12 protein-coding genes are annotated in these 19,516 nt (G+C 43.5%); 8 read left to right on the top strand and 4 right to left on the bottom strand.

The features are described 5' to 3' along the window. The first annotated feature begins 34 nt into the window (after window positions 1–34). The gene (locus H7F25_RS00360; protein ID WP_185854091.1) at window positions 35–1,585 is read left to right on the top strand and encodes an MFS transporter; all 1,551 of its coding nucleotides are present in this window, start codon (window positions 35–37) and stop codon (window positions 1,583–1,585) included. An 89-nt stretch (window positions 1,586–1,674) separates the two neighbouring features. Here H7F25_RS00360 and H7F25_RS00355 read toward each other — a convergent pair whose 3' ends face one another. Beyond that, the gene (locus H7F25_RS00355) at window positions 1,675–3,108 is read right to left on the bottom strand and encodes an amino acid permease (RefSeq protein ID WP_185854090.1); all 1,434 of its coding nucleotides are present in this window, start codon (window positions 3,106–3,108) and stop codon (window positions 1,675–1,677) included. Between the two features lie 545 nt (window positions 3,109–3,653). Here H7F25_RS00355 and tcyA point away from each other — a divergent pair. From tcyA to H7F25_RS00325, 6 genes are all read left to right on the top strand, one after another. Continuing rightward, window positions 3,654–4,469: a cystine ABC transporter substrate-binding lipoprotein TcyA gene (gene tcyA, locus H7F25_RS00350; protein WP_024424285.1), complete on the top strand. Its 816-nt coding sequence runs from the start codon at window positions 3,654–3,656 to the stop codon at window positions 4,467–4,469. Further along, complete coding sequence (locus H7F25_RS00345; protein ID WP_024424286.1) at window positions 4,456–5,148, top strand: amino acid ABC transporter permease; 693 nt, start codon at window positions 4,456–4,458, stop codon at window positions 5,146–5,148. Before tcyA ends, H7F25_RS00345 begins: the two co-directional genes overlap by 14 nt. 12 nt (window positions 5,149–5,160) lie before the next feature. Continuing rightward, complete coding sequence (locus H7F25_RS00340; protein ID WP_024424287.1) at window positions 5,161–5,904, top strand: amino acid ABC transporter ATP-binding protein; 744 nt, start codon at window positions 5,161–5,163, stop codon at window positions 5,902–5,904. Window positions 5,905–6,048: 144 nt separating this feature from the next. Continuing rightward, the gene (locus tag H7F25_RS00335; RefSeq protein ID WP_024427289.1) at window positions 6,049–6,693 is read left to right on the top strand and encodes a YczE/YyaS/YitT family protein; all 645 of its coding nucleotides are present in this window, start codon (window positions 6,049–6,051) and stop codon (window positions 6,691–6,693) included. Between the two features lie 82 nt (window positions 6,694–6,775). Continuing rightward, window positions 6,776–7,366, top strand: a complete 591-nt coding sequence (locus tag H7F25_RS00330; RefSeq protein ID WP_044332655.1) for a hypothetical protein — start codon at window positions 6,776–6,778, stop codon at window positions 7,364–7,366. Between the two features lie 93 nt (window positions 7,367–7,459). After that, entirely contained in the window at window positions 7,460–8,152 is a 693-nt protein-coding gene (locus tag H7F25_RS00325) for a 4'-phosphopantetheinyl transferase family protein (protein WP_185854089.1), read from the top strand. On the opposite strand, the gene H7F25_RS00320 is transcribed toward H7F25_RS00325, so the two are convergent. Then, window positions 8,149–9,486 (bottom strand): aminotransferase-like domain-containing protein, encoded by a 1,338-nt coding sequence (locus H7F25_RS00320; protein WP_185854088.1) that lies wholly within the window; start codon window positions 9,484–9,486, stop codon window positions 8,149–8,151. The two genes, H7F25_RS00325 and H7F25_RS00320, sit on opposite strands and share 4 nt — an antisense overlap. Before the next feature lie 130 nt (window positions 9,487–9,616). Here H7F25_RS00320 and H7F25_RS00315 point away from each other — a divergent pair, with 130 nt between their 5' ends. Beyond that, entirely contained in the window at window positions 9,617–10,531 is a 915-nt protein-coding gene (locus H7F25_RS00315; protein WP_172881380.1) for a DMT family transporter, read from the top strand. A 35-nt stretch (window positions 10,532–10,566) separates the two neighbouring features. Here the strand turns inward: H7F25_RS00315 and H7F25_RS00310 are convergent, their stop codons facing one another. Next, window positions 10,567–11,307: a thioesterase II family protein gene (locus tag H7F25_RS00310; RefSeq protein WP_185854087.1), complete on the bottom strand. Its 741-nt coding sequence runs from the start codon at window positions 11,305–11,307 to the stop codon at window positions 10,567–10,569. 6 nt (window positions 11,308–11,313) lie between these two features. Continuing rightward, on the bottom strand, window positions 11,314–19,509 hold the full coding sequence (locus H7F25_RS00305) for a non-ribosomal peptide synthetase (RefSeq protein WP_185854086.1): 8,196 nt from the start codon (window positions 19,507–19,509) through the stop codon (window positions 11,314–11,316). Window positions 19,510–19,516 lie beyond the last annotated feature (7 nt).

Below are 19,516 nucleotides of genomic sequence, written 5' to 3'. Positions count from 1 at the left end.
AATTTATAAGTAGGCTTGGAAAGGAGACATAAGAATGCAGACTGAGAACAGGAAACTAACACTCAAAAATTATATTGGTTATGGAACAATGGATTTATTTGGAGGGGGAGCATTCGCTATAATAGGCGCATGGATGTTATATTTTTTCATTACATACTGCGGTCTTACCCCTGTTGAAGCAGGATCTATTATTGCAATTGCACGTATTATTGATGCGATAGCAAGCCCAATTATGGGCCATATCACGGATAATTTTGGTCGTACAAAACTTGGGGAAAAATTTGGAAGACGCAGGTTCTTTTTGCTAGTTGGAAGCCCTTTAATGGTTATTTATTCTCTTCTTTGGATTTCTGATATGAATTACTGGTACTATTTAACGGTTTATATTTTGTTAGAATTCCTTGCCGCAATGGTATTAATTCCATTTGAAACTCTTGGAGCTGAAATGACGAATGATTTTAATGCACGGACCAAGCTCTCAACAATAAGATTAATCTATTCAGGACTAGGAACATTTTTAGCTACCTTTATTCCAGGCAGATTATTCGAAATATTCGGAAAAGATTCACCTCAAGTTTTTCTTTACAATGGGATGATCTTCACCTTTATTTTTATGGCTGCATTATTAATTACACATAGAACAACATGGGAACGTAAAATAGAAGAAGACATGATAGAACCTGATGGTGTAGAAAAAGTACCTGCTATAGAATCCATCAAAAAAGTCATCATTGACTTAACATCTACTTTTAGAATAAGAAGTTTCCGTCAGCACCTCACGATGTATATTTGTTCGTTTACGGCCATGGATATTTTAAACGCTGTCTTTGTCTACTTTGTTGTGTTTTCTTTAAATAAAGATGCAGTGCTGGCAGCCGATTTATTATCTATTGGTTCATTACTTCAAATGGTATGTACAATATTATTTGGTTGGCTCGTGATTAAAATAGGTCCTGCGCCATCTTTGAAAATATCTTATATTGCGATTATTACATGTATCAGCGGTTATATATTTTTATACTTCACACAACCAGCTTATATGATTATAGCGCTGTATGCTTTCTCTGTTATCTTAGGCATCGGAAAGAGTGGATTATATTATATACCATGGAATATTTACACTTTCATTCCTGATGTAGATGAAATGGTCACTCGTAAAAGAAGAGAAGGAATATTTGCAGGTATTATGACGTTTACACGCAAAAGTACTACAGCTTTAGCCACATTTTTGGTAGGAGTTATTTTACAGGAAAGTGGATTCGTTGCAAGCGCGACGACACAGTCTACGACAGCAATAAATGGGATTGTAGGTATTCTGTTTTTCGGAACTGTAGGGCTAGTCGGGATTAGTTTAGTCATTTCATTTAAATTTAAATTATCTAAGAAAACTCATTCCATTATGATTAATGAAATTAATAGGTTAAAGAATAATGGTTCAATGGAACAGGCTGATGATGAAACAAGAAGTGTTTTGAAAGCGCTAACAGGATGGGATTACGAGAAGCTTTGGGGTCATAATAACGTAGGATATCAGAATAAGCGCCAACATTTTGAACAACAAGATTTTAAACAGGATATGAACTAACTTTAATCACTTCAAAAAAAAACACCTTCAGATTGATATCAGAGGTGTTTTTAAATATCTTATATTCTTACATTTAGTGTTTTTTGATTTTAAAACCGGATCTCATCATCTCCATGAATTTGCAGCTTCAGCGGTTCACTTTTCGCCTGATGCTTTTTCACATAGCGGTGATAGACTATATACCCAATGATCATGAGCGGTACCCCAACATATAGCCCGATGCGCTGCTCTTGATCAAAGGCAAGGCTGACCAACACGATGGTATTCAGTGTGATTGCAATGATTGGCAGCACCGGATAAAGAGGCGTTTTAAATTTTAAGTTTTCCAGCTTTCCGCCTGCTTTCAAGTATTTTCTACGGAAAAGCAGCTGTGATAATGTAATCGTGATCCAGCCTGTCTGTGCACTCATGCCGGCAATGGACACGATCCAGGCAAATACCGTTTTCTCTGCAAAGAAGCCGGATAACAGCGAAATCCCTGTAAACAGGAACGTGAGCAGTAAGGCATTCATCGGAATACCGCGCTGATTGACGCGTCTAAATGCTTTTCCTGCCATTCCTTCCTTCGATAAGGAATACAGCATTCTCGTTGATGCATACAAGCCAGAGTTCGCAACAGATAATAAAGCAATGATAATGACAAAGTTCATGATGTCTGCCGCAAAAGGAATACCCGTTCTCTCAAACACAGTAACAAATGGGCTTTGCAGCACACTAGCTTCCTTCCAAGGCACCATACCTGCTAAGACGAAAATCGATAAGACGAAAAAGACAAGTGTACGCCATACGGTTTGATGTATCGAACGGGGAACGGTTTTCTCAGGGTTTTCACTTTCTCCTGCCGCAATCCCGATCAGCTCTGTTCCTTGAAACGAAAAATTCACCGTGATCATCGTAATCACAACAGCGAGCAGGCCATTTGGAAACAGCCCGTCACTCACAAAATGGCTGAAGTATGGGGCGGGTTCACCGCTCGTTGTTTCAATAAACCCAAACATCGCCGCTCCGCCTACGCCAATAAAGAGTAAAATTGCAATAATCTTAATGGTGGAAAAGAAAAACTCCGACTCCCCGAACGCTTTCGCTGACCGGGCATTTAATAAGAAAAGACAGAGTCCGAATATGAGACACCAAATCCACACATCCACTTGCGGGAGCCAGCGCCTCATCAGCTGCCCTGCTGATAAGAACTCAAGGGCGACCGTTGCTGCCCAGCCGAGCCAATAAATCCAGCCGACAGCAAAACCTGCTGCCGGGCTGACAAATTTCGTCGCATACGTATGAAACGACCCCGACACAGGAAGTGCAACCGACAGCTCACCAAGACACAGCATGGTTAAATACATGATCAATCCGCCCACAATATATGAAAGAACAGCTCCGACTGGCCCTGCTTGTCCAATCGTATAGCCCGTTCCTAAGAAAAAGCCTGTCCCAATGACACCGCCAAGTGAAATCATAAATAAATGGCGGGAGGTCATCGCCCTTTTCAATTGTTCGGGCTGATTTTGTCCAACATCCACAATGATGCCCTCCTTCTTCTAAGATGCTCTGTTATCAAAACATGTCTCCATGTGATTCATTCCATTTTCAAAACAACCTACTAATTATACATCTTTTATAATAAATATGCTTCCTTCTATGGTCACTGTCTCAAAGTCTTTATTTTATTAATGTTCGCACAACTATGTGGTGGATCAAACCATTTGATAGGATGCCATATATCTAAAATATTGCACAAAAAAACCAGCATGAAACTTTCTCGTTGCACACTGGTTTCGTTTCATTCTTTTCGAGCCTCATTTTAGACAGTTTTTATGATCACTTTTGTCACAAGTTATTCTGCTTTTAGCACGTTCCACCAATCAAATCATCTTAATCATCTTGAACTTGTGTTTGGTTTTATTCACCTTTTAACTTGGGTATAGTTCTATCGTTTGTCCGTTCGACCGTTTGAGGGCATAAAGTTGGTGAGATTCGCTCAAGCTAGTTTCAAATGCTTTACTTTTAGGTTGCTTCTCTGTAAGATCATATGTTGTAAATACCAACAAGAAAAGTGGGGAATAAAATGAAAAAAATGTTCTTTGCCATTATTTTAGGCGTTTGTGTTGCATTGATCACGGCATGTGGATCTGGTGCAAGCGACAACGCGAATAAACAATCTGGGTCTAAGGAATCAGGCGACCTTTGGAAATCCATTCAGGATAAAGGTGTATTAACCATCGGAACAGAGGGAACTTATGCTCCTTTCACCTTCCATGACAAAAAGACAGATAAATTAACTGGCTACGATGTAGAAGTCATCACTGAAGTAGCAAAACGTCTTGACTTAAAACCTGAATTCAAAGAAACACAATGGGACAGTATGTTTGCTGGACTAAACGCAAAACGTTTTGACGTGGTAGCGAACCAAGTGGGGAAAACTGGACGTGAAAATCAATATGATTTCTCTGATAAATACACGACATCTCAAGCTATTGTTGTGACAAAATCAGATAACAACGATATCAAGAAACTATCTGATGTCAAAGGCAAAAAAGCAGCACAATCGTTAACAAGTAACTACAATAAATTAGCAACAGATGCTGGCGCTAAGATTGAAGGCGTTGAAGGTCTTGCACAATCCATTCAATTGATTCAGCAAGGACGTGCTGATCTAACGTTCAATGACAAATTAGCTGTATTAAATTACTTGAAAACAAGCGGTAACAAAAACCTAAAAGTTGCATTTGAAACAGGAGATCCTCAAGAAACGTATTTCGCATTCAGAAAAGGCAGCGGCGAAGTCGTTGACAAAGTGAATGGCGCATTAAAAGAAATGAAGAAAGACGGTACACTTGCTAAGATTTCTAAGAAATGGTTTGGTGAAGATGTTACAAAATAATATCCTAGGAGTCGTCATTCCTTGGGATCTTCTTCAGCAATCTTTTTGGCCAATGGTGATGCAGGGGATTTATTATACAATTCCCCTCGCCATCATTGCCTTTATTATTGGTATTTTTATCGCGCTTGTGACAGCTCTTGCTAGAATGTCTAAGATTAAAGCCCTCAGATGGATTTTCTCCATCTATGTGTCGGCCGTTCGCGGAACGCCGCTTTTTGTGCAATTGTTTATTATTTTCTATTTCTTTCCGACATTTAATATCACACTGGATCCATATCCAAGTGCCATTATTGCTTTTTCTTTAAACGTAGGTGCGTATGCGTCTGAAATTATCCGTGCATCTGTCCTGTCTGTTCCAAAAGGACAATGGGAAGCAGGTTATTCCATTGGGATGACACATCGCAAAACGCTCGTCCGCGTGATTTTACCGCAGGCTGTGCGTGTATCGATTCCACCGCTCTCTAATTCATTTATTAGTTTGGTGAAGGATACATCCCTTGCCTCCCAAATTCTCGTGGCAGAGATGTTCCGTAAATCACAGGAAATTGCTGCGGCGAACTTGGACCAAATCTTGTTTATTTATATGGAAGCAGCCCTCATCTATTGGGTATTCTGCTTCATTCTATCGCTCGTTCAGCATCAAATTGAAAAACGACTTGATCGATATGTCGCAAGGTAAGGAGGGAACGACATGCTAACAGTCAAAGGTCTCAAGAAATCCTTTGGTGAAAATGAGATTTTAAAGTCGATTGATTTTTCGATCAACAAAGGGCAGGTTGTGGCCATTCTCGGTCCATCTGGTTCAGGAAAAACAACGATGCTTCGCTGTTTAAATGCACTTGAAATACCAAATGGCGGCTCCTTTACCTTCGATGATTTCTCGATTGATTTTTCGAAAAAAAATAAATCAGCTGATCTCCTGAAGTTACGCCGGAAATCAGGAATGGTGTTTCAGGATTATCACCTGTTTCCCCACCGTACAGTGCTTGAAAATGTGATGGAAGGTCCTGTCCAGGTGCAGCGCCGTCCAAAGGAAACAGTTCGAAAAGAAGCCATTCAGCTCTTGCAAAAGGTCGGTCTGGAAGATAAAAAGGATCTGTATCCATTCCAGCTCTCAGGCGGTCAAAAGCAGCGTGTCGGGATTGCCCGTGCACTTGCCATTCAGCCAGAGCTTATGCTTTTTGATGAACCAACCTCTGCGCTTGACCCTGAGCTTGTCGGGGAAGTCTTAAAGGTCATGAAGGATCTAGCGAAGGAAGGCTGGACCATGGCAGTTGTCACACATGAAATCAAGTTTGCCCAAGAAGTAGCAGACGAAGTGATTTTTATTGATGGCGGCGTCATCGTCGAACAAGGTCCCCCGGAAGAAATCTTCAAACGACCAAAGGAAGAACGAACAAAACAATTCTTAAACCGGATTTTGAATCCAGTATGATGAAAAAAGGCTGTTCTCACGTGGTGAGGACAGCCTTTTTTTATCTTTTTAAAAGTAAGCGATTACAATTGAACAAAGCCATTTAAAGGGGCGCAGTAGTATGTTACGATGGAACTCGAGTGTTTAAGAAAGAAGGGAATGCTTTTGAAGCGGGAACATCTTTTACGTTGGTTTTTTTATTTTGTTGGATTGATCGTACTAGCTTTTGGACTATCGCTGACAGTGAAAGGGAAGATCCTTGGGATTGGTCCTTGGGACGCTTTCCACTACGGACTGTTTCAGCATTTTGGACTCACAATTGGACAATGGTCCATTATTATTGGTGCACTTATTGTGACACTGACTTCTATTTTTACGAAATCATTTCCAAAGATCGGCGCTTTACTGAATATGGTGCTGATTGGCGTGTTTATTGATTTCTTTAATGCGATATTACCTGCGCCGCACGGATATTTACCGGCCTTATATGTATTTATTACAGGTGTTGTTGTTTCTGGATATGGCGTTGGCATTTATGTTTCAGCTAATCTTGGCGCTGGGCCACGGGACTCATTAATGCTGCTCATCTCAGCGAAAACGGGACTGAACGTACAGTGGGTTCGAAATGGCATTGAGTTAACAGTGCTTCTATTTGCATGGATGCTCGGTGGACCGATTGGCATTGGAACGATTTTGACTGCGATCTTCACAGGTCTTGTCCTTCGTTTCTCCTTGCCTCAATCAACACGGCTCCTGGAGCTGCTCATTACAAAAACAGCAGAGAAACCTGTTCAAACCCTGACTAGATGAGAACAAGCCATTCTATAATTAGAATGGCTTTTCTTGTGCTAAAATAAATAAACAGAATATTCACACACAGGAGATGGAGACTATGCAGCTTTTCCACTATCATTACTGGACACCATTTGTTGAAGAGACAGAGCAAGCATATCGTTCGCTAGGCTTTGAGGTAAAAGGTCGTTTCACAAAAGATGGCTCCTTTCATCCCCCGCTCACTTGGGAAGATTTTAGAGAAGAGCAGCCGACCTTTCGAATCATCGAAATGAGAAAAGGCCAGATCAATATCACTTTTGGCTATAGCAAAAAAGTCATGTTTGATCACATCGGCTTTCTTGTCTCAGACGAAGAATATGATCAACTGCTTGCACAAGCTAAAGAACTAAACTGGCCAATCCAAGCTGGGGAACGAAGAACGTTTCTTTCGACACCTCTTCGTTTAAGGCTTGAGTTACAGCGGCGTACAGATGTCATTGAAACGGGAACCGATGCGCTGCACGCTATGACAATTGCTGCTGCTGATTTGTCACAGACACCTAAAGTAGATCAGCTGCTATCACCTTTGCATCAGCCCATTCACTGGCAAAAAGGAGAACAGCTTTCCTTGCTTAACGTGAACATGACGGATGTTGATGAAATGAATACAATTGATCCGAATGGTGTCCACATCGTGAATCAGACGTAAAAGCAGCGAGGCTCGCTGCCTTTTTACGTTAATGGACCCTTTTACGCGGCACTCCCCAATGGTACAATCAATGTAAAAAATTAGAGGTTCGTTATGAAGATATTTGCTATCCAATTACAACACTTAGATGAAAACAATGCACGACAACAAATAGAGCGGCTGAAAACCTTTGTGTCATCTGAAAAACGTGCTGCGGCTGAACGCTTTCGTTTTTTGATCGATGCAAGAAGAACCTTGTTAGGTGAGGTGCTGGTTCGTCAAACGATCCATGATATGTACGATATGCCTATGGATCAGATCGTTTTTGAAACTGAGGGCAATGGCAAGCCAGTTGTCCGGCAGCTTCCTTCTTTTCATTTTAATCTTTCTCATTCTGGCGATTGGGTCGTTTGTGCAGTAGATGATGCACCTGTTGGCATTGATATTGAGGAAATCAAACCTATTGATCTGGCGATTGCCAAACGATTTTTTTCAGCGGATGAGTATCAGGATTTACTCTCACAACCGGCAGAACGGCAGGAAGCCTATTTCTTTCATCTCTGGTCAATGAAGGAGGCCTTTATCAAGCTGACTGGAAAAGGCTTATCCTATGGGCTTTCGTCCTTTACAGCCCGTCTGTCAGAGGATGGACAGGCTGCGTTGACATTACCTGATCATGAAGCGCCTTGCTTTGTTCAAACATATTCACTTGACCCTGCCTACCAAATGGCGGTATGCACACGAAAGTCTGCTGCGGCTGAAAGCGTTGAGAGGCTCACTTGCAGTGATGTCCTGTCCCACCTTTAATAACGCGTGCTTTGCTGAAATACCGTCTTTAATAGATCGACTCCGCGTGTGATCTGCTCTTCTTTCACCTGCCAGATGTTCAGCTGAAGAATGGGGTCCTTTTGATAGGACTGCAGGTAATGGCGGTCAATTGGCTGAATGGAAACAGATGCCTTTTTCAGCTTCTGAATGAGCTGGTTCATGGAAATCGACCGGTCGACTTGTACATGTGTATGGGTAGCCGGCTCCTGTTCTCCCAGCTGATAAGCGCTCTGATCATTTTTTAAACTTGCCACGAGCTGCTTGGAGCGGTTTCGATAGCTCGCCCGCATCCTGTCTCTATGCCGCTCAAACATCCCGCTTTTTAAATAGATTTCTAAAGCTGCCTGGGACAGCATGGAGCTGTCGATATCAATCAGCCGTTTGTGTTCGCTAAAAGGTGTAATCAGTTCTTCAGGTAAAACGACAGCTCCTGTTCGTAGCCCCGGAAAGATGATTTTAGAAAAGCTTTTCAAATAAATAACCTTTCCTGCCTGATCGTATGAATAGATCGGGTCTCTTTTTGTATCGAATTCTAAATCTGCTAGATAATCATCCTCAACAATGTAGACATCATATTTCTCAGCAAGGGCTGCAATCGCTCTTTTTTCTTGCTTTGATAAACTCGTTCCAAGCGGGTTTTGAAATCTTGGCATCGTATAGAAAAAACGAATCTCCTCTTCTCGAAAGATACGTTCTAATTCGATCAGATCGATCCCTTTTTCCGTCCGTTGAATTCCACGCACAGGCAATTGGTTTTTCTCTAAATATTGGAGATATAAGTGATACCCCGGCTGTTCGACTAGTATGGTTTGTTTTCCATTCGGAAAAGGGATGGTGCTTAAAATGGATAAAGCGAGCTGAATACCAGAGGTCATGACGATCTGTTCTGGATGAGCAAACACTTGATAATCCATTAATCGCTTTGAAATGACTGGCAGCAGTGATGGTAAACCGTTGGATGTGCCATAAATAAATAAGTCATTTTGATACAAATCGATCGCTTGGTTGATACAGTGCTGGAAATCGACATATGGAAACACAACGGGATCAGGTGCAGATGAAGCAAAATCAATCCATGTGCTGTCCTGCTTACCTGCTGATTGCTTCGTTTTCACGACATAATAGCCGCTCCTTTCTACAGAATACAGCAGATGTTCACGCTCCAATGTGTCTAGCGCTTTGATGACAGTGCTTTTACTCACTGCATATTGAGCCGCTAAGTGACGAATGGAGGGAATTTTTATTCCAGCACTGTACTCACCAGAATCCATTTTTTCTTTTAAGCTCAAGACAAGCTGATCATATTTCCTCACGCCATTTCCTCCTTGTACCGGTACAGATATCATGTTCTCTTATTGTACACGTTAGATGATCCGATTACGATAGAAGAACAGAACCGGTCAATTCATTTGAAGCATGCATGCTCATGTAAGGAGTCACGTTATGAATATGTCAAAACAAAAAGCGTATGCTGCCGCGATCGCATACGCCTCTATCATTGGTTTTTCCTTTTTGTTTGTCAAAATCGCATTAGAATCAGCAAATCCAATCGATTTATTGGCACACCGCTTTACCGTTTCTTTTGCAGCCGCTCTATTGCTGTATCCGTTTCTACGAAAAAAGTATCGCATATCCATTCAATGGCGTGATCTCATTTATATCGTACCGTTTTCCTTGCTTTACCCTGTTTTGTTCTTTGCTTTTCAAGTGTGGGGATTGATGTATACATCTTCTTCAGAGGCTGGCATCATTCAAGCGACGATTCCCATTTTAACGATGCTGCTGGCAGCCTGGTTTTTAAAGGAACGTGCGACATGGATACAAGTGCTGTTTACCTTCCTTTCTGTGTGCGGGGTGATGCTTCTCTTTGTCATGAAAGGAATTGATGTCAAGCATTCTCACTTCATCGGCTATGTGCTGATTTTACTTTCAGCCCTGTCATCCAGTGCATATAGTGTGTTTGCCAGAGTGATTACAAAACGATTCCATGTGATCGAACTCACCTTTGTGATGACCTTCTTTGGCTTTGTCTTTTTCAATGCCGCCGCGATTATTCGGCATTCGATCAATGGGTCATTGCCTCAGTTTTTCAGTCCATTTACAGAAGCATCCTTTGTATGGTCGATGCTCTTTTTAGGTATTCTTTCATCTCTTCTTACCGCATATTTATCAAACTATGCACTCTCGCAGCTAGAAGCGGCAAAGGTCAGCATCTTTAACAATTTATCCGCGTTTATCACGGTCGCCGCCGGAGTTCTCATTTTACACGAAACGATTGATTGGTACCATCTCCTCGGAGGGGTGCTGGTCATTGGCGGGGTGATTGGCGGGAATGTGGTGAAGAAACAGCATTCATAAGAAAAGCGGCCTCTTATAGAGAGCCGCTTTCTTTTTTAATGTCTGATCAATTGCTGCTTGACTGTAAGCTCAATCACCTGTCTCATCTGCTCTGCAAATGGCTCGAGGTGTGTGTTGATGTACATGTGGCCTCCATCGAAATTGGTGCGTTCGATCGTTTTTGCCCATTTTAACCAGCCGCTTGCATCCTGCATGCATTTCTCATCTTGCTTTCCATTGAATAAATGAACAGGTGTGTCGATAATCGATTGATCTGTGTGCTGGAAGGTTTCTAGTGCCTTGTAGTCTGCACGCAATGACGGCGTAAAGTAATCCATCATTGGTTTGTTCTCTAGTAATTCCTTTGGAATCCCGCCCATTTCGGCAATATGCTGTACAAATGCTTCATTGGATAAATGCGTCAGCATCTGCCGTTTTGTTTGCGGAGGCTGAATGGCTGAGATCACCACTGCTGCAGGATAAATTCCTTCCTTTTCTAGCAGCTGGGTTAGTCTGTATACCACAAGCCCTCCCATTGAATGTCCAAACAGAATAAATGGACGGTTCAATTTGTCCGTAAGTCCTTCTTTATACAGCTCTGCCAGCCGCTCAATGCTTGATTCAAGCGGCATGAGATTGGTGCCGTGCCCTGGGGGCTCTGCTGCTGTGACTTCGGCCACGTCTTTTAGCTGTTCAAAGAGCGGACGGTATGAGGCGGAATATCCGCCGGCAAAAGGAAAACAAATAAGCTGAATGAGATCTGATTTTTTTTCAAAGGTTTTCAATAACTGATTCATACGTCTTTACCCCTTTATAATCGTTTGAAGAATCCGTGCCAGTTCATCTGCCTGCGGTCTTTTCATCATGGTGACATGATCGCCTTTGATGTGGTAATACGAGCACGACTCTTTCGTATAAGCCTCCCAATCTGCGAACTTCTTCTGGAAATCGCTTGCGTGATCACTGCTTTGGACAATATAAAATGGTACAGGGAATGGCTCTTTTTCTAATTCAATGGCTTGTGACATGATCGTATTATGCGTTTGCATTTGCAAATATTTATCTAAATATTGATCATTCATGAATTGATGAACAACTTCATCCTTTTCTGCCTCTTTGAGTATTTTCTGCTTCACTTCTTGGAAGCTCAATCCTTGTAAAGCTTCTGGCTGAATGCCGACAAGATTCCCCATTCCAAGGACAAGCGCGAGCATTTTTACTTCTTCTTCGTTCATATCGGCATGAAGTGCCTGATCTGCCTCATCTCTTAGCACTGGGACCGTATCTAAAATGATGAGTCCTTTCGGTGCTTTTCCTGCATGAGAGAGCCGCTGATTCATTCCGTAGGCAAGATGCCCGCCCATTGAATGCCCTGCGAGATAGTCAATCCCCGGACGGTATAACGTTTCAATGGCTTCTATAAAAAGGGTCACAAGCTCCGTGTAATGGAGGAATTGCGGCTCTTCATCCTCATATAGACCAGGAGACTGCAAGGCATACACAGCACCTTGATGTGTCATGAGCTTAGCAACATCAATATAGCCCATCACCGTTCCACCAGCAGGCGGCGCGAAGAATATTCTCGGTTCGGCTGGATCGCCTTTTTTCAGCTCGATCACGTAGTCCTTCGGAGACCTTTCGACGTTCTCAGCGGCTTCTGGCACTGCATCCAAATGTGCGGCTAATTGCGCAGGCGCCGGGTGCATGAAAATCCATTTTGGATCAACACGAACACCTTTTTCTTTTAATTTGGCCACAGCCTGAATACTCATAATGGAATCGCCGCCCAGATCAAAGAAGGAGTCATGCATACCTACTTGCTTCACACCAAGCACTTCCTTGAAAGCTGCGACAATCCGCTCCTCCGTTTCGGTGACCGGTTTGTCGTCATCATGGGAAAGGGAAATTGTTTCTGTTGGCTCTGGCAATGCTTTTTGATCAACCTTTCCGTTCGTTGTCACCGGCATTTCATCCAGTACGATAAAGTAACTTGGAATCATATAGCCTGGCAGGCTTTCCTGCAAAAAGGCTTTCCAGCCCGGAACAGGGTTTTCTCCGTTTGTTACAAGGTAGGCCGCCAGCCGTTTTGAGCTGCCATACGTTTTGGCGATGACTGTACATTCTTTGACTTGTGGATGCTTGAGCAGGGCTGTCTCAATTTCTCCGCATTCAATTCGGTAGCCTCTAATTTTCACTAGATGATCTTTTCGGCCGAGATATTCAATGGTGCCATCTGATCGCCATGTACCAAGGTCGCCTGAACGATACAGCTTGTCTCCCTTTAGTTCAGGAAAAGGATTGTCAATAAATCGCTCCTTTGTCTGCTCTGGATCATGAAGGTAACCTTTCGCAAGACCAGTTCCGCCGATATAAATTTCTCCTTTGACGCCTGTTGGTACTGGGTTGAGCGCATCGTCCAGTATGACGACAGTTGAGTTCGACACCGGCACACCAATTGGAACTGATTTTGCGCCTACTGGCACGTGTGTGACTTGATGTGTTGTGGCTAATGTCGTATTTTCTGTTGGACCGTAAGCATTGACGAGCGCACCTTCCATATGCGGCAGTGCCTTTCGTGCATGCTCACTAGACATGGCTTCCCCGCCAACGAGTAATGTGCGGTAGCCTGCCACACTTTTCGGATCGTGCTCCACCAGTCGATTAAATAAAGCGGTTGGCAGACAGTTGGCAGTCACTTGATACGTTTTGATGAATTGCGTTAATTCTTCCATATTCAGTGCTGCATATTTTGGGAGCAGAATCAGCTGACCGCCATTCAGCAGCATCCCCCATAATTCAAATGTAAAAGCATCAAAAGCATAGTTTGAGAGCTGAAGCATTTTGTCATCTGGACCGAGCTTGATATAGTTTGTTTCTCTAACTAAGCGGACAACTCCTGCATGAGGAAGCATCACGCCTTTTGGTGTACCTGTTGAGCCTGATGTGTAATTGACATAGGCGATCTGGTCTTCATCTATAATCGATGATTCTCTTTGATACACTGCATTTGTTTCTGGTATTGGCTTGTCCATAATAATCCTTGTACCTGTAAAGCCTACTAGACGATCTGCAAGATGAGACTGGGTGATGATCACATCGCTTTGCGTATCACGAACGATGAGACGGATGCGTGCGTCAGGATATTCAGGTGACATCGGAACATATGCAGCACCAGATTTGATGATTCCTAGGACCGACACAATCATGTCAAAGGAGCGATCAAATAGCATCGGGACAAGGGAGCCTGGTCCAATTCCTTTTGACTGCAAGTAAGCAGCAAGCTTTGTCGCCTTCTTATCCAAAGCTTCATACGTCATATGCTCATCCATATAGGACAAGGCAATACGATGCGGATCACGCTGCACCTGCTCTTCAAACAATTCTTGAAGCGTACGCTTTGGATAAGGCGTTTCCGTTTGATTTTTCCCTAGAATCATCGCCGCCTGTTCCGCTTTGTTCATTAAGCAATAATCAGCAAATATACGCTCAGGCTGTGCCGTCATGCCATCTAGCACATGGAGATAATAGTTCATATAACGATGAATGGTCTCTTGATCAAATAAGTCCGTATTGTATTCCACCTGAATCGACAGCTGCTCTTCCTGTTCAAATACATGCAGGGTGAGATCAAATTTAGATACTGTATGATGGAGCATCACATGTTCACTTGTCAGCCCTTTAAGGTTTACATCGAGCGAATCGGTGACATACCCCATGGCCGCCTGAAAAATAGGGGACCGGCTTAAATCTCTATCTAACGAAAGGTCATCGACAAGCTTGTCAAATGGATAATGCTGATGCTCAAACGCTTTTAACGTCATCTCTTTCACGTTTTCCAAAAGATCGGCGAACGTCTCTGCTGTTGAGACGTCCTGTCTCAGCGCAAGTGTATTCACAAACATCCCAACGAGCTGCTCTGATTGCTTGGCATCCCGGCCCGCGATAGGCGATCCAATGATGATATCTGTCTGTCCTGACAGCTTGTGAAGCAGGACGTAGTACGCGGACAGCATCGTCATGAACAATGTCGTGCCCTGCTGCTTGGACAAAGCCTGCAAGCGGCGGATAAGCGGTTCATCCAGTACGATTTGCTCTGTAGCACCGTTAAATGTTTGAACCGGCGGACGAGGACGGTCAAACGGCAGCTCCAGCACTGGAAGTTCACCTTGTAACGTATTGAGCCAATAGGCTTGGTCTTCTTGATGATGCTTTAATTGTTCATTTTCCCAATGTACATAGTCTGTCCATTCGATTTCTAAGGCTGGGAGCTGCGGCGTTTCATCTGCAAGCAGCGCTTCATACGCCACTTCTAATTCCTGAATGAGCAGGCTGAGTGACCATGCATCTGAAATGATGTGGTGCTGCGCGCAAAGGAGATAATACTCCTCCTTGCCCATATCTACTATCGTCCACTGCGCAAGTGGCCCTCTTTCTAAATCATAAACGCGGTCTGCCTCTTGCTGAATGAGCTGCTTGAGTCTTCTCGCTCTTGTTTTTTCATTAAATAACGAGAAATTTGCCACTGTCACAGATGGCGGAAGGTCTTCACGAATGAGTTGAACCGGCTTGCCGCCAAGTGATTTAAATACTGCCCGAAGTGCTTCATGCCGCTTTGTTAAAAGGCCAATCGCTTTTGTTAATGCTTGAACGTGTAATGGTCCTGTCAGCTTCCAAGCACCTAATATATTGTAATGATGGTTCTTTTCTAATGTCGATAAGAACCAAATACGCTTCTGGGCATGTGACAGCTCATAGCTTGTTTGCTTTTCAAGCTTTGGAATTTCCGCTTCCTGAACGGCTGGCGTTCCTTTGATGTCATCAACCATTTGCGCCAGATGTGCCAGATGTTTGCTTTCAAATAATATTTTTAAAGGCGCCTTCATTGAAAATTCATGATTGATCCGAGAAATGGTTTGAGTCGCCTTTAGTGAATGCCCGCCAAGGTCGAAGAATTGATCCTCTTTATACACACGATCTACATCTAAAATATCCTCCCAGATGGCGGCAAGAAGCTGCTCTGTCTTCGTTTCTGGCAATAGCTTTTCAAGGCTTTGTCCGTTTTTGTCATGATTCAATTTGAGTGCTTCATAATCAATAGAGCCATCTTGCTTTTTCGGTATTTCCTTTACTTGCTGAATGTCCCATTTGCCTTTTGAGACGCTCGTGATCTCTTCAACATGCACTTCTTTGCCAGGCTGAACGGTGTAAAAAAGCTTTTTCTCAAAGACCGGTATTGGAGCTGGCTGAAGATACCCGGCGATGTCTGGATTTGCTTCGTCCAGACCGATAAATAGATGCGCTTCATTGAGCCGGACACCTAAACATAATGAATGGAGACCTTGCTTCTTTCCAATCAATTGAAATCCTTTGCGAACGGTGAGAGCTGCTCCGGTATGCCCCTTAGACAAACCGAGATTATCCCACATACTGAAGTTCAAAGAGATCGCTCGTCTTCCTTCTTGAAAGGTGAGAGCATGCGCGAGTCCATCTAAAAAGCTGTTGGCCGCAGAGTATGCCCCAAATGTTGTGCCGCCAAAAAAGCCATTGACCGATCCAAAAAAGACAAGCGGTACTGTCGGATCATACTTAAAGGCTTCCTGCAGGACCCATGCTCCGTCTGCTTTCCCTGACATTTCTTTTGTGAAATCCTCTTCTGACGTATGAGCCAGTGTATACTTGTCCGCCTGCTGAAAATGCTCAGACACATTACCAGCACCGGCCAAATGCAGCACACCCCGGATTGATTGTCCAAAATGCTTTTCTGCTTCATAAATCGCCTGTTCAACGTCACGTAAGTTGGTCACATCTGCTTGGATATAAATGACGTCACCAACATCTTTAAGCTGTGAGAAGGCTTCTTTCTTTTCCAAGCTGTCTTCCAGAGATGTCCGTCCAATCAATATGAGCTTTAAGCCAAATTGGAGCATTTGCTTAGACAGCTCAAACCCAATCCCGCCAAGTCCTCCAGTTAATAAATAAAGACCTTCATATTCTAAAAAACCTTCTGTTTGAGGCGCTTCGATCATATTGACTTTTTCCAGCTTTGGTACGAATCTGTCCCCATTTCGGTAAGAAACCTCTGCTTTTATATGAATCGCAGACAATTCTTCCGCAATATGCTTGGCATCCTGTTCTGCATTCTCCGCTTCAATATCAAGATGAGACACCTCTGCTCCTTCCCATTCTTGCGGAATGGTTTTTAGCAGACCTACAAGCGGCGTTTTCTCCACATGAAGATCGTCTTCAGGCTTCACAAATTGACCACCTTTTGTCACAACGACAAGACGGATGGGCTCTTTATTTGCTTGTCTCAATGCTTGATACAAGTACAAAATGGATTGATTGGTGCTGGCATGCAGCTCTTTGAACTGCGCAGGATCAACGATGTCTTCTTTGTCTGACACATTCCACAGATGGAGCATACGTCCGATCTTTAGTTCATCTGCTTCAAGTGCGGCAATGAGCCTGACGTAATCCCCCTTGATTCTCGGATTTATCTGGTACATCCCTTTGGACAGACGCAAAAATTCATGCCCTTTTCTCACAGAAATATATGGCTGTTTCTTTTGCTCAAATTGTGTGTAAAGCGATTGATACAGCCCTTTTTCATCCTCGAAAACGAGTACATGATCAGTAAAAGGCTGAGTTGGACCGATATGCTCCTTAGCCCAAATGCGTTTGAAAAACCAGTCTGGGAGTGTTTGTTCATTTTCAGAAGCAAGATCCAGTGCTTGTTCAATGTCACGGAAGGCTCCATCTTTTAGTGCTGCGCCTAACTGGGCACGCTGGATTTTCCCACTCTCCGTTTTTGGAAATTGGTCTTTTTTCACCGGAATGATGTGATCAGGCTCTATGCCGATTTTTCGAATGATGGCCTCTCTAATCTGTTGAATCATCGCGATTTGTTCCTCTATTGAATCCCTTTGTGAGACAAAAAAGACGGCAAGCGTGTCATTGCTTGATTCGGGATTATAAATGCCGTACGCAGCGGCAAAAGTGACTTCGACCCCGTCCACCTCTTCTACAACCGCTTCAATTTCATAATTCAAATAGTTAGCGCCGTTGATGACAATGATGTCTTTTTCTCGACCTGTCAGAACGAGACGCCCTTCATGAATAAACCCTAAATCCCCTGTGTGAAACCAGCCGTTTTCCGCAAAAACTTCTTGATTGGCTTCTTCATTTTGATAGTAGCCCATCATAATTGTTGGACCCTTCACCTGCAAGCGCCCAACCTGATCTTCTGGCAGCACCTCGTGATGCTCATCTACAATTCGAATCCATACAGACGGAATCGGCGTGCCGACTTCTGTAAACGTCATCTTGTTCGGATGATCGTGCGTCACATATTCAATCTCACTTGTTAACGAGGTTTGATCAATCGTCAGCTGTCCATCCTGTTCACTGTTCCGCATAAATTTCTTTGACTGAACAATGGCTGAGGATGTTTCTGACATACCGTAAGCAGGTACCATTGCATGACGGTTTAATCCGTGCTGGCCCATCATGTGCATGAAGCGCTGCGTGACTTTCGGAACAACCGCTTCGGCTGCATTCATGATATAAGTCAGAGTAGACAGGTCCCAGTTTCCCTTACGAATGTCGTCTTCATATTCATTCATCATGGCAAAGGCAAAGTTTGGTGCCCATGTCCTTGTGACCCCGTATGTTTCTACCCAATCCAGCCACACCATCGGCTGCTCGATAAATTGATCGATGGATGGACTTATCTGCTGGCAGCCAAGGTAGACGTCATGTACATGAAACATGACAATTCCACCAACATGATCAAGCGGCATCCAGTTAAGCGACACATCCTCATGTGTAAAGCCGTTTACCTGCTCAAAGGCCATAATTCTAGATAAAATGCTTTGATGATGATGACGGATACACTTTGGTACACCCGTACTTCCTGAAGACAGCAGCTGCAGCACAGGCTCATCCGGCTCTGGCTCATAATGCTGTTCATCTGGTTCATACGCCAGCAATGTTTCAATTGTTAAGATAGGCACGACCTTTGCTTCAAATGTCTCACGCAGGCCAGCAATGTCCTCAGCACTTGCTTCATTCGTAATAATGAAAGGTTCATTTTGCAGCTGAAACACGCCCTTCAGCTTATTCACACCTTGATTCACTTCATCATAAACAGGCGGCACAGAGACTGGGGTCGGAATGATTCCTCCGAGAATACAGCCCCAGAACACCGTGATAAAATCTTGATGGTCTTTCAATTGAAGTAATACTTGATCGCCGTTTGACAGTCCTGCTGCCCTTAAACCTGACAGAACCCGTTCAGCGCTAGTTAGTAATTCAGGATAGGTTTGGGTCAACGTACGCCCGCCTTCTTTCAAATAAGTCACCCCGCGGTCTGGTGACATAAAGGCTGATCGAATCAGCACCTCTGTCAGTGTGACAGGTGTGCCTGGTTTTTTGATCACATCTCCGCCATACACAAGTGCAGGCGGCTTCTCATGTAGAGATGATGGTTTTGCTTCGCCCGCTTCACTTTTCGAAAGCGTTTCGTTCCCTTGAGTACGCTGTCGGTCAGGAAACAGGTCATCTAGATGATAGGGCATGCGTTTTTCTGACTGACTTTCAATGAAAGCGGCCGCTTCCTCTACTCCATCTATAGCTTTGGTGCGCTCTTCTATCTTTCTTAATTCCTCTTGATCTATGATTTCAATTGAAAGCAGTGCCTCTTTGTCGACTGCTCCACTTTCTGTCTTTGGCAAAGAAGGTAATAAGACGAGAGCGGCCGGCACTTCATGAGGATGAAGCGGACCTTTCTTCAGATCCTCTCTTGTCAGCGAAGCGTCCTTCGCCTGTGCAAATAGCACAAGCGATAAACTGCCTTCTTGATTTTTCTTCGGAATGATTGCACATTCCTTAAGCGGAAAATGAAGCATCATGACTTGCTCTAATGCTTTGAGATCTATCCGTTTTCCGTTGATTCTGACGATATGATTTGCTGCATGTCCTTTTCGTCTACTCACTAGCATCGTTCTT

It is taken from the genome of Bacillus sp. PAMC28571, from assembly GCF_014250435.1.
Classification (GTDB): Bacteria; Bacillota; Bacilli; order Bacillales; family Bacillaceae; genus Bacillus; species Bacillus safensis.
Note: the sequence above shows the minus strand (reverse complement) of the source record. Positions and strands in the feature narration are given on the sequence as shown.

Bases quoted from the DNA above. Each gene is read 5' to 3' on its own strand.
- H7F25_RS00360 (WP_185854091.1), top strand. From the start codon at position 35: ATGCAGACTGAGAACAGGAAACTAACACTCAAAAATTATATTGGTTAT.
- tcyA (WP_024424285.1), top strand. From the start codon at position 3,654: ATGAAAAAAATGTTCTTTGCCATTATTTTAGGCGTTTGTGTTGCATTG.
- H7F25_RS00345 (WP_024424286.1), top strand. From the start codon at position 4,456: ATGTTACAAAATAATATCCTAGGAGTCGTCATTCCTTGGGATCTTCTT.
- H7F25_RS00340 (WP_024424287.1), top strand. From the start codon at position 5,161: ATGCTAACAGTCAAAGGTCTCAAGAAATCCTTTGGTGAAAATGAGATT.
- H7F25_RS00330 (WP_044332655.1), top strand. From the start codon at position 6,776: ATGCAGCTTTTCCACTATCATTACTGGACACCATTTGTTGAAGAGACA.
- H7F25_RS00325 (WP_185854089.1), top strand. From the start codon at position 7,460: ATGAAGATATTTGCTATCCAATTACAACACTTAGATGAAAACAATGCA.
- H7F25_RS00315 (WP_172881380.1), top strand. From the start codon at position 9,617: ATGAATATGTCAAAACAAAAAGCGTATGCTGCCGCGATCGCATACGCC.
- H7F25_RS00310 (WP_185854087.1), bottom strand. From the start codon at position 11,307: ATGAATCAGTTATTGAAAACCTTTGAAAAAAAATCAGATCTCATTCAG.
- H7F25_RS00305 (WP_185854086.1), bottom strand. From the start codon at position 19,509: ATGCTAGTGAGTAGACGAAAAGGACATGCAGCAAATCATATCGTCAGA.